We start from the raw sequence: 13,396 nt of genomic DNA, 5'->3' as shown, positions 1-13,396 counted from the left end.
GACACAGGGAAGGGCGAAGTGGCGGCGGGCGCGCGTGCCCGCCGCACGGAGACCTTCAGGGACGCCCGCGGGACGGCCGGGGGCCGTCCTGGCGGGCGCGGAGCTACGCGGGAGCGGCCAGTTCCGCCCAGACCGTCTTGCCGGGGGCGCCCGGTGTGCGCTCGATTCCCCAGTCCAGGCAGAGCCGCTGCACGATGAACATGCCGTGTCCGCCCGGCCGCCCGGCGCGGTGCGGGGTGCGCGGTGCGGGCTGGCCGGCGCCGCGGTCGTCGACCTCCAGGCGCAGCACCTTGGCGCGGCGCCGTACGCGGAGCTCCTCGGCGCCGTCGGCGTGCAGGCAGGCGTTGGTGACCAGCTCGGAGACGACGAGGAGGACGTCCTCGGCGGCGGCCCTGGCCTCGGCGGTGGCGGCCGGGAGCCAGCCCCAGTCGTAGAGGGCCGACCTGGTGAAGTCGCGTGCGAGGGGGACGGTGCCGCTGGCGGAGCCGAGGGGGAGCGTCCGCACGTCGAGGTCGACGCCGGAAGGCGCCCCGGAGGCCGCACCCGTCGCGGCGTCCACCGTCGTGCCGTCCGCCGTACCGCTCGTCGCCCCGCCGGGCGTGCCGTCCGGCAGGGCGCTCTGCGCGTGGCCCGCCGTACCGCTCACGGCGTGACCCGCCGTACCGTCCGCGTCGCTGCCCGCCGTACCACCCGTCACACCGTCCGTCATCACGTCCGCACCCAGGGTCATGCCGTCGGCGCGGGCGGAGACGGCGTCGGCCACGGGGGTCACGCCACCGGAGGCGGCGGCGCCCGTTTCGGCACCCGCGACGGAGCCCGCGGGCTCCCCGACCTCCCTGCCACCGGCAGCAGTGTCCATCAGCGCTTCACCTCACCGATTCAACCGATTCACCAGACAACGCACGAACCTGGGCTCTTCTGCCCGGCCGTTTCCCGACAACACACGAATCAGTCGGGGAGGGCCGCCGCGAGGGAGTCGTGCACGGTGAAGACGACGTCCGCACCGGTGATCTCGAAGACCCGCGCCACCACGGGCCGCATCCCGGTGAGATGGACCCCTCCCCCCGCGGCGTCCGCCTTGAGCCGTGCCCCGAGGAGCACGTTCAGGCCGGTGGAGTCGCAGAAGTCGAGCCGTGAGCAGTCGACGACGAGCCGTGAGCGGCCGGCGTCGAGCGCTTCGTCGAGTGGTGTACGCAACAGGTCGGCGGTGTGGTGATCGAGCTCACCCACCGGAGTGAGGATCTCGCTCGCTCCCACGGTGCGGACCTCGACCCGCAGCCGTACGGGCTGCGCGCTGCCGACGTTCTGGCGGTCCATGCCCGTGCCTCTTCTCGCTCTCGCGGATGCCGGTTGACGTGCGTCGAACCATACAAGGTCCGCGCCGTTGATGGCAGTCGGTCTCTCCCCTATAACGCCACAAAAGGGACAATTGACACTTGCAACGATCCCCTTCGAGCAGGTAGGCCTAGTAAAGAACATCCGACACGGCCGGCTTTGGAGGCGCCGCAAACCGCAGCGAAAGAACGATGGAGGAGACCATGTCACCCCGGCTCGACGCCACGCGTACCCCCGACGCGCCGTCGGCAATCACTCCGCCCCCCACCCACGATCTCGAGCTCGGCCTCGACCCCGGCCTCGCGCTCCCCGAGATCCCGCCCTACGACCGGATCGAAGCTCTGGACGCACGGGCGCTCTCGAAGACGCTCTTCGCCCGCCTCGAGCACCTCGAGGAGGGCACGCACGAGTACGCGTACGTCCGCAACACGCTCGTGGAGCTCAACCTCGCCCTGGTGAAGTTCGCCGCCTCACGGTTCCGCTCCCGCAGCGAGCCGATGGAGGACATCATCCAGGTGGGCACGATCGGCCTGATCAAGGCCATCGACCGCTTCGAACTCTCCCGGGGCGTCGAGTTCCCCACCTTCGCGATGCCGACCATCATCGGCGAGATCAAGCGCTTCTTCCGCGACACCTCGTGGTCCGTGCGCGTTCCGCGAAGGCTCCAGGAGCTCCGCCTCGACCTCGCCAAGGCGGGCGACGAGCTGTCCCAGCGGCTCGACCGCACGCCGACCGTGAGCGAACTCGCCGCCGAGCTCGACCTGAGCCGCGAAGAGGTCGTCGAGGGCATGACCGCGAGCAACGCGTACACCGCGAGCTCGCTGGACGCCCAGCCCGACGACGACGACGGCGAAGGCGCGCTCGCGGACCGGATCGGCTACGAGGACCACGGCATCGAGGGCATCGAGTACATCGAGTCCCTCAAGCCGATGATCGCCTCACTGCCGCCCCGCGAGCGGCGCATCCTCTCGCTCCGCTTCGTGGCGGGACTGACCCAGTCGGAGATCGGCGAGGAGCTCGGCATCTCCCAGATGCACGTCTCCCGGCTGCTCTCCCGCACGCTGGGCAGGCTGCGCAAGGGACTGACGCTGGAGGAGTGACGCCCGGCGTCGACCGAAGGCACGCGGGAAGGGCCCGTCCCAACGGACGGGCCCTTCCGCCGTGTTCACCCACACCTCACCCTGCTCACCTGCCCCACCGGCCCCCGCTCATGCGCGCCGTCGGCGGCCGGGGAGGCGCCGGTTCAGTGAACGCGGGTGCCGTGGCGCCAGACCGCCGTGGTGAGGGGGACTCCGGGGCGGTAGGCCAGGTGGACGTGGGACGGGGCGTCCAGGAGGGCGAGGTCCGCGGAGGCGCCCGGGGAGAGGCGGCCGACGTCCGTGCGGCGCAGGGCGGCCGCGCCGCCCGCCGTGGCCGACCAGAGCGCCTCGTCCGGGGTCATGCCCATGTCGCGGACCGCCAGCGCGATGCAGAACGGGACCGACGAGGTGAAGGACGAACCGGGGTTGCAGTCCGTGGACAGGGCCACCGTCACCCCGGCGTCCAGGAGGCGGCGGGCGTCCGGCCACGCGGCGCGGGTGGAGAACTCGGCGCCCGGCAGCAGCGTCGCGACCGTGGCGCCCGAGGCCAGGGCGTCGACGTCCGCGTCGGTGAGGTGCGTGCAGTGGTCCGCGCTCGCCGCGTCCAGCTCCACGGCGAGCTGGACACCGGGGCCGTACGAGAGCTGGTTGGCGTGCACCCGCGGGTGCAGGCCCTTCGCCCGGCCGGCCGTCAGGATGGCCCGCGCCTGGTCCCCGTCGAAGGCGCCCTTCTCGCAGAAGACGTCGATCCAGCGGGCGTACGGAGCGCAGGCGTCCAGCATCGGGCCGGTGACGAGGTCGACGTACCCCGCGGGGTCGTCGGCGTAGTCCGGGGAGACGATGTGGGCGCCGAGGTAGGTGACCTCGTCGGTGTGGGCGGCGGCGATCCGCAGGGCGCGGGCCTCGTCCTCGACGGTGAGGCCGTACCCCGACTTGGTCTCGAAGGTCGTGGTGCCCTGCGCGAGCGCCTCGCGGAGGTAGCGGGCCACGTTCGCCGACAGCGCCTCGTCGGAGGCCGCACGCGTCGCCGCGACCGTCGTGCGGATGCCGCCGGCGGCGTACGGCTGCCCGGACATCCGGGCGTTGAACTCGGCGGTGCGGTCGCCCGCGAAGACCAGGTGCGAGTGGGAGTCCACGAAGCCGGGGATCACCGCCCGGCCGCCCGCGTCGACCCGGTTGTCAGTGGCGGGTGCTTTTCTTGATTCACCGACCCAGACGACCCGGTCGCCGTCCATGACGACGGCCGCGTCCTGGATCAGTCCGAGAGGGGTTCCGTCACCGAGGGAGGGGTCGTTGGTGACCAGGCTGGCGATGTTGACGATGGCGGTGGCCGCCGTCGCCACGGGGTTGTTCGTGCTCGTCGGCGCGGAGGTCGCCGCGGTGCTGTTCGTCGCCGCAGGGCCCGTGTTCATGATGAGAGGTGTCTCCTTCAGCCGCGCAGGGCGGCGATCGAGTCCGCGAGGGCCCGGGGCACGTCCGGTACGGACCGGTGGACCCCGTCCTGTACGACAGGGCGTCCGCCGACGACCGTGTGACGGACGTCCGCGGCCGACGCTGCGAATACCGCCGTCTCGGCTGCCAGACGCGGCACCGGTCCCGCTGTCCTGACGGAGTCCAGGGCGATCGTCGTGAAGTCGGCGAGCGCGCCCGCCTCCAGGCGGCCCGCCTCGTCCCAGCCGAGGGCCGCGTGGCCGTCGGTGGTCGCCGCCCGCAGCAGCGCCGCCGCCGTCCAGTGGCCGCGGGTCCGGGACCGGAGCCGCTCGTCGAGCTCCATGGCCCGCGCCTCCTCCAGGAGGTCGATGACCGCGTGGCTGTCGCTGCCCAGCGACAGCGGCGAGCCCGCCCGCTGGAGGGCGACCGCCGGGCCGATGCCGTCCGCGAGGTCGCGTTCGGTCGTGGGGCACATGCAGGTGCCGGTCGCGGACGAGCCGATCAGGTCGATGTCGCCGTCCGTCAGGTGGGTGTTGTGGACGCCGGTGGTCCGCGGGCCGAGCACGCCGTGGTCGGCCAGGAGCCGGGTCGGGGTGCGGCCGTGGGCGGCGAGGCAGGCCTCGTTCTCGGCCGTCTGCTCCGACAGGTGCACGTGGAGCGGTGCCTCCCGCTCCCGGGCCCAGGCCGCGACCGTGGACAGTTGGTCCGCGGGGACCGCCCGCACGGAGTGGATCGCCGCGCCGATCCGTACGCCGTCGCCCTCCTTGAGCCGCGAGACCCGCTCGGCCCAGGCGTCCGCCGTCCCGTCGGAGAAGCGGAGCTGGTGCCGGTCCGGGGCGGCGCCGAAGCCGGAGGAGAGGTAGGCGGTGTCGAGGAGCGTGATCCGGATGCCCGCGTCGGCCGCCGCCTGGACGAGCGCCTCGCCCATCGCGTTGGGGTCGGCGTAAGGCGTGCCGCCGGGTGCGTGGTGGAGGTAGTGGAACTCGCCGACGGCGGTGATGCCGGCCAGCGCCATCTCGGCGTACACGGCCCGGGCGAGCGCGTGGTAGGTCTCCGGGGTCAGCCGGGAGGCGACCTGGTACATCACCTCGCGCCACGTCCAGAAGGTGCCGGAGCCGACCTGGACGGTTCCGCGCAGGGCGCGGTGGAAGGCGTGCGAGTGGGCGTTGGCGAGGCCGGGGACGGTCAGGCCGCGCAGGACGACGGCGCCGGGCGGCGGGGCGGTGACGCCCGTGCGGACGGCGGTGACGCGGCCGTCGGCGACCTCCAGGGCGACCCCGGGCTCGACGTAGGTGTCGAGCCAGGCGTGCTCCAGCCAGTACGTCCTCGCGCCGGTCCCGGCCGCCGGCCGCGCCTCGGCCATGGGCCGTACGTCGGCCGGAGGCTGTCCGTCGGCCGTCGTCCTCGCGTCCGTCGTCGGCTGCCCCGCGCCCGTCCCTACCTGCACGCCAGTCCTTCCAGTACGTCGGCGAGTGCCCGGATCCCCGCCACGCAGTCGTCCTCGGCCGCGAACTCGGCCGGGGAGTGCGAGACGCCGGTGGGGTTCCGTACGAACAGCATGGCGGTCGGGACCGCTTCGGAGAGGATTCCGGCGTCGTGTCCCGCGCCCGTGCCGAGGACGGGGGTCTTCTCGCCGAGGATCCCGGCCAGCTCGTCCCGGAGCGTATGGGCGAACTCCACGACCGGGGTGAAGGACTCCCGGACGACGGTGAGGTCGATGCCGTGGCGGTTGGCGTAGTCGCGCGCGGCGCTCTCGATGCCGGCGGTGACGGTGTCCAGGGAGCCCTGGTCGGCGGCGCGGGCGTCGAGCCAGCCGCGGACGAGGGAGGGGATGGCGTTGACGCCGTTCGGCTCGACGGCGATCTTGCCGAAGGTGGCGACGGCGCCCGCGAGTTCGGCCTCGCGGCGGGCGGCGAGGACGGTCTCGGCGTAGGTGAGCATCGGGTCGCGGCGGTCGACGAGGCGGGTGGTGCCGGCGTGGTTGGCCTCGCCCGCGAAGTCGTACCGCCAGCGGCCGTGCGGCCAGATCGCGGAGGCGAGGCCGACGGCGTCGCCGGACAGGTCGAGGGCGCGGCCCTGCTCCACGTGGAGTTCGACGAAGGCGCCGATCCGGGCGAGGCGCTCGGGGTCGGGGCCGATCGTGCCGGGGTCGTGGCCGGCGGCCTCCATGGCCTGCGGGAGGGTGATCCCGTCGGCGTCGCGGAGTTCGTACGCCTGCTCCTTGGTCAGCCGGCCGGCGGCGAGGCGGGAGCCGACGCAGGCCAGGCCGAAGCGGGCGCCTTCCTCGTCGCCGAAGTTGACGATGGCGAGGGGCCGGGTGAACCGGACCTTGCGGGAGCGCAGTTCGTCGAGCGCGGCGAAGGAGGAGACGACGCCGAGGGGGCCGTCGAAGGCGCCTCCGTCGGGGACGGAGTCGAGGTGGGAGCCGGTGACGACGGCGTCGCCCGCGGCGGGATCGCCGAGCCAGGCCCACTGGTTGCCGTTCCGGTCGACCTCGTAGTCCAGGCGGCGGGCCTCGGCCTGCATCCGGAACCAGAGCCGGCAGTCGGCGTCGGCGCCGGTCCAGGCGTAGCGGCGGTAGCCGCCGGAGGCGGCGCTGCGGCCGATGGGCCGCAGCGACCGCCACATGGCGTGGAAGGAGTCGCTCACGCGGAGCCTTCCTCGCGCATGGGCACGCGGACGCCCTTGTCGTCCGCGACGGACTCGGCGATGTCGTAGCCCGCGTCGACGTGGCGGATGACGCCCATGCCGGGGTCGTTCGTCAGGACGCGGCGGATCTTCTCGCCGGCGAGCTTGGTGCCGTCCGCGACGGAGACCTGGCCGGCGTGGATGGAGCGGCCCATGCCGACGCCGCCGCCGTGGTGGAGGGAGACCCAGGAGGCGCCGGAGGCGACGTTGACCATGGCGTTGAGGAGCGGCCAGTCGGCGATGGCGTCGGAGCCGTCGAGCATCGCCTCGGTCTCGCGGTACGGGGAGGCCACCGAGCCGCAGTCGAGGTGGTCGCGGCCGATGGCGAGCGGGGCGGCCAGCTCGCCGCTCGCGACCATGTCGTTGAAGCGCTCGCCGGCCTTGTCGCGCTCGCCGTAGCCGAGCCAGCAGATGCGGGCGGGCAGGCCCTGGAAGTGGACCCGCTCGCCGGCCATCTTGATCCAGCGGTGGAGGGACTCGTTCTCCGGGAACAGCTCCAGCATCGCCTTGTCGGTCTTGGCGATGTCCGAGGCCTCTCCCGAGAGCGCCGCCCAGCGGAAGGGGCCCTTGCCCTCGCAGAAGAGGGGGCGGATGTAGGCGGGGACGAAGCCGGGGAAGGCGAAGGCGCGGTCGTATCCGGCCAGCTGGGCCTCGCCGCGGATGGAGTTGCCGTAGTCGAAGACCTCGACGCCGGCGTCCATGAAGCCGACCATGGCCTCGACGTGCCGGGCCATCGACTCGCGGGCCCGGGTCGTGAAGCCCGCCGGGTCCTTGGCGGCGTACGCGGCCATGTCGTCGAAGGCGACGCCGACCGGGAGGTAGGAGAGCGGGTCGTGGGCCGAGGTCTGGTCGGTGACGATGTCGATCGGGGCGCCCTCGGCGAGCATCCGCGGCAGCAGCTCGGCCGCGTTGCCGAGGAGGCCGATGGAGAGCGGGCGGCGGGCGTCGCGGGCTTCGGTGGCGAGGGAGAGGGCGTGGGCGAGGCTGTCGGCCTTCACGTCGAGGTAGCGGTGCTCGATGCGGCGCTCGATGGCGCGCGGGTCGACGTCGACGCAGATCGCGACGCCGTCGTTCATCGTCACGGCGAGCGGCTGCGCGCCGCCCATGCCGCCGAGGCCGGCGGTCAGCGTGATGGTGCCGGCGAGGGTGCCGCCGAACTTCTTGGCCGCGACGGCGGCGAAGGTCTCGTAGGTGCCCTGCAGGATGCCCTGCGTACCGATGTAGATCCACGAACCGGCCGTCATCTGGCCGTACATGGTGAGGCCCAGCTGCTCCAGGCGCCGGAACTCCTCCCAGTTCGCCCAGTCGCCGACCAGGTTGGAGTTGGCGATGAGGACGCGGGGGGCCCACTCGTGCGTCTGCATGACGCCGACGGGGCGGCCGGACTGGACGAGCATCGTCTCGTCCTGCTTCAGCGTCCGCAGGGTGCGGACCATCGCGTCGAAGGAGCGCCAGTCACGGGCGGCCTTGCCGGTGCCGCCGTAGACCACGAGCTTGTCGGGGTGTTCGGCGACCTCGGGGTCGAGGTTGTTCTGCAGCATGCGGAGGGCAGCTTCCTGCTGCCATCCCAGGGCGCTCAGCTCCGTACCGCGCGGGGCCCGAACGGGGCGGGGTCCTGACATGGGGCAGCCTCCTCCGATGTGAATCAGTTATTCACATCCTGGACTGCTGAATATCTGTAGTCAACAGCTGCGTCGGCCGGCCTCCCGGTGGTGGGATGGGGGCATGGCTCCCCACCGTCGCGATCAGGCCGTCCGTGCCGCCGTCGAACAAGGCCTCCTCTCCCCCTCCCGGCCCGTCGTCGCCCTCCTCGACACCGCAGGCGTCCGCGCCTCCGCCGCCGCCCTCGTCGCCGCCTTCGCCGCCGTCACCGACGCCCCCGTCCTGCACGCCTTCGCCGTGAAGGCCGCCCCGCTCGTCCCGGTGCTGCGCCTGCTGCACGCGGCGGGGCTCGGCGCCGAGGTCGCCAGCCCCGGCGAGCTGGCCCTGGCCCGCGCGGCCGGCGTCCCCCCGGCCCGTACCGTCCTCGACTCCCCCGCCAAGACCCCCGCCGAGCTGCGCCAGGCCCTCGCCCTGGGCCTCGCCGTCAACGCCGACAACCTCCAGGAGCTGGCCCGGATCGACGCGCTCGTCGCCTCCGCGCCGACCGCGAGCCCCATCGGCCTGCGGGTGAACCCGCAGATCGGCGCCGGTTCGATCGGCGCCCTGTCCACCGCGACCGCCACCTCCAAGTTCGGGGTCGCGCTGCGCGACGAGGGCGCGCGCGAGGCCGTCGTCCAGGCCTACCTCGACCGGCCCTGGATGAGCCGGCTGCACACCCACACCGGCTCACAGGGCATCCCGCTCGCCCTGATGGCCGAAGGAGCCGCCGCCGCGTACGCGCTCGCCGAGGAGATCAACGCCAAGGCCGGGCGGCGGCAAATCGACACCCTGGACATCGGCGGCGGGCTCCCGGTGAACTTCGCCTCCGACGAGGAGACCCCCACCTACGCGGAGTACGCCCGGCTGCTCGCCGACACCGCCCCCGGCCTCCTCGACGGGCGCTACGCCCTGGTGACCGAATTCGGCCGGTCCCTGCTGGCCAAGCACGGCACGATCCTGGCCCGCGTCGAGTACACCAAGACCTCCGGCGGGCGGCCCATCGCCGTCACCCACGCCGGGGTCCAGGTCGCCACCCGCACCGTCTACGCCCCGGAGTCCTGGCCGCTGCGCGTCCTCGCGTACGACGCCGACGGCCGGCCCCGCACCGGCCCCGGCATCGCGCAGGACGTCGTCCAGGACGTGGCCGGGCCCGCCTGCTTCGCGGGCGACATGCTCGCCACCGGCCGCGCGCTGCCGCTGCTGCGGCCGGGGGACCTCGTCGCCGTCCCGGACACCGGCGCGTACTACTTCGCCCACCACTACGCGTACAACAGCCTGCCCCGGCCCGGCATCCACGGCTTCACCGTCGACGACGGGGGCGCCGTCTCCTTCGCGACCGTCCGCGAGCCGCAGACGCTCGACGAGATCGTCGCCGAATCCGGCGGGGACCGGCCCGACGCCCTGCTGCCGTAGCAACGGGAGCGGGTGCCGGGGCCCGGTGGTTCCATGGAGCCATGGCTACCAAGAGCGTCGTCGTCGAACGCCGGATCCAGGCGTCCCCCGGCCCGGTCTGGGAGACGCTGACGGACCTCCCGGGCATGGAGCGGGTCCTCAAGGGCGTCGACCGGGTCGAGGTGCTGACCGAGGGCGCCTTCGGCGTCGGGACCCGCTGGCGGGAGACCCGCACGATGTTCGGCAAGCAGGCCACGGAGGAGATGACCGTGACCGAGAGCGTGCCGCCCGACCGGTACGTCACCGTCGCCGACTCGCACGGCATGCACTACGTCTCGGAGATCGCGCTCCTGCCCGCCGGCACCGGGGCCACGACGGTACGGATGACGTTCTCGGCCACCCCCGCCGCCGGCCGCTCGATGGGCCTGCTCACCCGGCTCCTCAGCGGCCTCGGCGCCAAGGCGGTGAGCCGGGCCCTCGCCAAGGACCTCGACGACATCGCCGCCTCGCTGGAGCGCCGCGCCTGAGCCCGTACGGCGGGCGGCGGGCATCAGTTTCGGGCCGTCGGGGCAGAGACCATCCCATCGGCAGACGGGAGAGAGGTCCTCCATGGCCACAGACGTGTCCGAACAGCCCCCACAGCCCGCCCTCAAGCGCGCCATCGGGCCCAAGCTGCTCATCCTGTTCGTCATCGGCGACATCCTCGGCACCGGCATCTACGCCACCACCGGCAAGGTCGCCGGAAAGGTCGGCGGCGCGCTCTGGCTGCCGTTCGCGATCGGCTTCGTCGTCGCGCTGCTCACCGCCGCCTCGTACGTCGAGCTCGTCGGGAAGTACCCGAAGGCCGCCGGAGCCGCGCTCTACACCCAGAAGGCGTTCAAGGTCCCCTTCCTCACCTTCATCATCGCCTTCATGGTGATGTGTTCGGGGCTCTCCTCCGCGAGCGCCGCGGCCCGCGCCTTCAGCGGTGACTACTTCCTGGAGTTCACGGACGCGATCCCGCCCACGCTCATCGCGATCGTCTTCATCGTGGCCCTCGCCTGCCTCGCGCTGCGCGGGGTGTCGGAGTCCGTGAAGACCAACGTCGTCCTCACGCTCGTCGAGCTGACCGGGCTCCTGATCATCCTCGCCATCGGTGCCTGGGCCGTCCTCTCGGGCGACGGGGAGCCGTCCCGGCTCACCGAGTTCGAGGCCTCCGGCGGCGGCTACGCCCTGCTGACCAGCGTGCTGGGCGCCACCGCGCTCGGCTTCTTCGCCTTCGTCGGCTTCGAGGACTCCGTCAACATGGCCGAGGAGACCCAGGATCCGGTCCGGACCTTCCCCCGGGCCATCTTCGTCGGCGTCGCCGTCACCGGCACCATCTACGTCCTGGTCGCCCTGGTCTCCTCGCTCCTCGTCGACCACGAGACGCTGGCGAAGTCGAGCGGACCGCTCCTGGAGGTCGTGAAGGCAGGCGGGGTCGATTTCCCGCCGAAACTCTTCGCGCTGATCGCCCTGTTCGCGGTCACCAACTCCGCGCTCATCAACATCATGATGGCCTCCCGGCTCTGCTACGGCCTCGCCAACGAACGGGTCCTGCCCCGGGTGATGGGCAAGGTCCTGAAGCACCGGCGGACGCCCCTCAGCGGCATCGTCTTCGTCACCCTCCTCGCCATCGGCCTGGTCTCCACGGGCGAGATCGAGGGACTCGGCGACACCACGGCCTTCCTCCTGCTGTGCGTCTTCGCGGTGGTCAACATCGCCGTTCTCGTGCTGCGCAAGGACCGGGTGGAGCATGCTCACTTCCGTACGCCGACGGCGCTGCCGGTGCTCGGCGCGATCACCTCGGTCATCCTGGCCAGTCCGCTCGCGGAGCGGTCGGCCGACGTGTACATCCGGGCGGGCGTGCTGGTGGCGATCGGCATCGGGCTGTGGGGAGTGAACAAGCTGGTGCTGAAGGTCCGGCGGGAGGACTGACACCGGCGGCCGGGGAGCGGGCGCGGACGGCACGGCACCGGCACTGGGGCGGGAACGGGCGCGGACGGCGGGAACGGTCGGGAACGGGGCGCGGAGGGACGCAACGACAGAAGCGTCCCGAAGTGACGGCATGTTCCGATGGAAAATGCCAGAACGCCTGACCGGGCCCCGCGACGTTCAGTAACGTCACCGTCACTGCCGTACGTCCGCACGCCGCATCGGGAGGGGAGTCCGCGTGCCCGGAATCGACGAGTGCCTGCTGGAGGCCATGAACCTGCCGGGCGCCCGAGGCGCCTCGCTGGTCGACTGGACCAGTGGCCTCGCGCTCGGCACGGCGGGCGACTCGCCGGTCGGCGACCACGAGACGACCGCCGCGGAGACGGCCGAACTGGCGCGCGCGGCGGCCGAGTACGACTCCTTCGCGAGCGCTCCCCCGGCGGCCGACGGCGCGGCCGCGGGCAGGTCCGCTGACGGCGCCCCCGAGGCGAAGGGCCCGCCCGTCGAGGACCTGATCGTCACCACCCGCGCCGGCTACCACGTCCTCCGCTTCGTCGAGACCTCCTTCGACAGCAGCGTCTTCCTCCACCTGTGGCTCGACCGCGACACCGGCAACCTGGCCCTCGCCCGGATCCGGCTGCGCGACCTCGCCGAGAGGCTGGTCCTGGGATGACCGTCTCCCCGATGCTGACCCGCCTCGCCTCCGAACGCGCCACCGGCGCCCTGCTGCGCGACCACGGCACGCTCTACCTCGTCGACGGCCGGGTCGTGCACGCCGAGAGCCCCGCCGCGCCCGGCCTCGACGTACTGCTGAGCGCGGCCGGCCGGCTCCCGCGCGAGGGCTGGGACGAGGCCGTGGACCGGGCCGGCGCCCGGCACCAGGTGGGCCGGTTCCTCGTCGACAGCGGCCGGCTGGGCGACGGCGAGCTGGAGATCTGCCACCTGGGCGCCGTCTTCGACGCCGCGTTCTTCGTCCTCGCGCCCGGCAGCGGCCCGACCCGCTTCCGGTACGGGGTGGCGCACTGGTTCGGCACGGTCCGGCCGGTCTCCGCCGAGGCCGTGGAGCGCGAGACCGTACGCCGCCGTGAACTCCTGGACAGTGTCTGGCCGTACGCCGCCGTCGACACCTGCCCGGTCGTTCCGCGGGCCGCCTCCCCCGGCCAGACGGTGAGCCCGCGCCAGCGGGCCCTGCTGGCCGCCGCCGACGGGGCGCGCACCCCGGCGGAGATCGCCCGGGTGCTCGGACGCCCGGCGTTCCACACCCTGCTCGACGTCCGGCGCCTCGCCGCGGCCGGTCTCGTCGAGACCCCCCTCGAATCCCCGACGGCCGTCCCGCCCACCGTCCCCTCCTGGGTCGGCGAACTGGCGGCCGACCCCGACATCGCCCTGCTGCGCCGGCTTCGTGACGCCTTGGAGGCAAGCCTGTGATGAGGCGTGCCCTGCGCATGCGCGCCGAGAGGAGACAGCTGATGACGGCAGAAGCCGAGGTGCTCGGCGAGCTGAGACGGCTGCGGGCCCGGCTGCCCCAGCTGACCGGCGCGCTGGCCGCCAGCGCCGACGGCCTGGTGCTGGCGCAGGACACCGTCGACACGGAGGCCGAGGGGGTGGCGGCGCTGACCGCGGCCGCCCTCGGCGTCGCGCAGCGGCTCACCGACTCCACCGGCCAGGGCGCGTTCCGCGAACTGCTCGTCCGGGGCGAACGCGGCTACGTCGCCACGTACGCGGCGGGCGGGTCGGCCGTCCTCACGCTGCTCGCCGAGCCCCGGATCAACGTGGGCCGGCTCCATCTGGAGGCCCGGCGCTCGAGCTCCCGGATAGGCGAGCTCGTCGACGGGGCGCTGGAGCGCAAGGACCTGAACTGAGCAAACCCTCTCAGC

At 73.1% G+C, this 13,396-nt stretch carries 13 protein-coding genes; 7 read left to right on the top strand and 6 right to left on the bottom strand.

Annotated features, from left to right (window positions below):
• Positions 1–103: 103 nt before the first annotated feature.
• Together ACZ6RC_RS27565 and ACZ6RC_RS27560 are read right to left on the bottom strand one after the other, a co-directional pair.
• Positions 104–709, bottom strand: coding sequence for an ATP-binding protein (locus tag ACZ6RC_RS27565; RefSeq protein WP_453617606.1), 606 nt, complete (start codon positions 707–709; stop codon positions 104–106).
• Between the two features lie 239 nt (positions 710–948).
• On the bottom strand, positions 949–1,317 hold the full coding sequence (locus tag ACZ6RC_RS27560; protein WP_391145485.1) for an STAS domain-containing protein: 369 nt from the start codon (positions 1,315–1,317) through the stop codon (positions 949–951).
• Between the two features lie 221 nt (positions 1,318–1,538).
• On the opposite strand from ACZ6RC_RS27560, the gene ACZ6RC_RS27555 reads away from it, so the two are divergent.
• Positions 1,539–2,435, top strand: coding sequence for an RNA polymerase sigma factor SigF (locus ACZ6RC_RS27555; RefSeq protein WP_391145488.1), 897 nt, complete (start codon positions 1,539–1,541; stop codon positions 2,433–2,435).
• A gap of 143 nt (positions 2,436–2,578) precedes the next feature.
• Here the strand turns inward: ACZ6RC_RS27555 and hutI are convergent, their stop codons facing one another.
• The 4 genes from hutI to hutU form a co-directional block, all read right to left on the bottom strand.
• Positions 2,579–3,826 carry an imidazolonepropionase gene (gene hutI / locus ACZ6RC_RS27550; RefSeq protein WP_469588018.1) on the bottom strand — a complete coding sequence of 416 codons (1,248 nt, stop codon included), beginning with the start codon at positions 3,824–3,826 and terminating at the stop codon, positions 2,579–2,581.
• Positions 3,827–3,843: 17 nt separating this feature from the next.
• The gene (locus ACZ6RC_RS27545; protein WP_469588133.1) at positions 3,844–5,208 is read right to left on the bottom strand and encodes a formimidoylglutamate deiminase; all 1,365 of its coding nucleotides are present in this window, start codon (positions 5,206–5,208) and stop codon (positions 3,844–3,846) included.
• A gap of 74 nt (positions 5,209–5,282) precedes the next feature.
• Positions 5,283–6,473, bottom strand: a complete 1,191-nt coding sequence (locus ACZ6RC_RS27540) for an allantoate amidohydrolase (RefSeq protein WP_469588130.1) — start codon at positions 6,471–6,473, stop codon at positions 5,283–5,285.
• 17 nt (positions 6,474–6,490) lie between these two features.
• Positions 6,491–8,155: a urocanate hydratase gene (gene hutU / locus ACZ6RC_RS27535; RefSeq protein ID WP_469588013.1), complete on the bottom strand. Its 1,665-nt coding sequence runs from the start codon at positions 8,153–8,155 to the stop codon at positions 6,491–6,493.
• 103 nt (positions 8,156–8,258) lie between these two features.
• Here hutU and ACZ6RC_RS27530 point away from each other — a divergent pair, with 103 nt between their 5' ends.
• From ACZ6RC_RS27530 to ACZ6RC_RS27505, 6 genes are all read left to right on the top strand, one after another.
• Positions 8,259–9,587: a type III PLP-dependent enzyme domain-containing protein gene (locus tag ACZ6RC_RS27530; protein ID WP_391145494.1), complete on the top strand. Its 1,329-nt coding sequence runs from the start codon at positions 8,259–8,261 to the stop codon at positions 9,585–9,587.
• A gap of 41 nt (positions 9,588–9,628) precedes the next feature.
• A complete protein-coding gene (locus ACZ6RC_RS27525) occupies positions 9,629–10,093 on the top strand; it encodes an SRPBCC family protein (RefSeq protein WP_391145497.1) in 465 nt (154 codons plus the stop codon).
• Positions 10,094–10,175: 82 nt separating this feature from the next.
• Positions 10,176–11,522, top strand: a complete 1,347-nt coding sequence (locus tag ACZ6RC_RS27520; RefSeq protein WP_391145499.1) for an APC family permease — start codon at positions 10,176–10,178, stop codon at positions 11,520–11,522.
• Positions 11,523–11,757: 235 nt separating this feature from the next.
• Positions 11,758–12,192: a hypothetical protein gene (locus ACZ6RC_RS27515; protein ID WP_469588009.1), complete on the top strand. Its 435-nt coding sequence runs from the start codon at positions 11,758–11,760 to the stop codon at positions 12,190–12,192.
• The gene (locus ACZ6RC_RS27510) at positions 12,189–12,947 is read left to right on the top strand and encodes a transcriptional regulator (protein WP_391145505.1); all 759 of its coding nucleotides are present in this window, start codon (positions 12,189–12,191) and stop codon (positions 12,945–12,947) included. The genes ACZ6RC_RS27515 and ACZ6RC_RS27510 overlap by 4 nt, the downstream gene beginning before the upstream one ends.
• On the top strand, positions 12,947–13,381 hold the full coding sequence (locus ACZ6RC_RS27505; protein WP_391145508.1) for a roadblock/LC7 domain-containing protein: 435 nt from the start codon (positions 12,947–12,949) through the stop codon (positions 13,379–13,381). The genes ACZ6RC_RS27510 and ACZ6RC_RS27505 overlap by 1 nt, the downstream gene beginning before the upstream one ends.
• Positions 13,382–13,396 lie beyond the last annotated feature (15 nt).

It is taken from the genome of Streptomyces sp. NPDC048353, from assembly GCF_055587165.1.
Note: the sequence above shows the minus strand (reverse complement) of the source record. Positions and strands in the feature narration are given on the sequence as shown.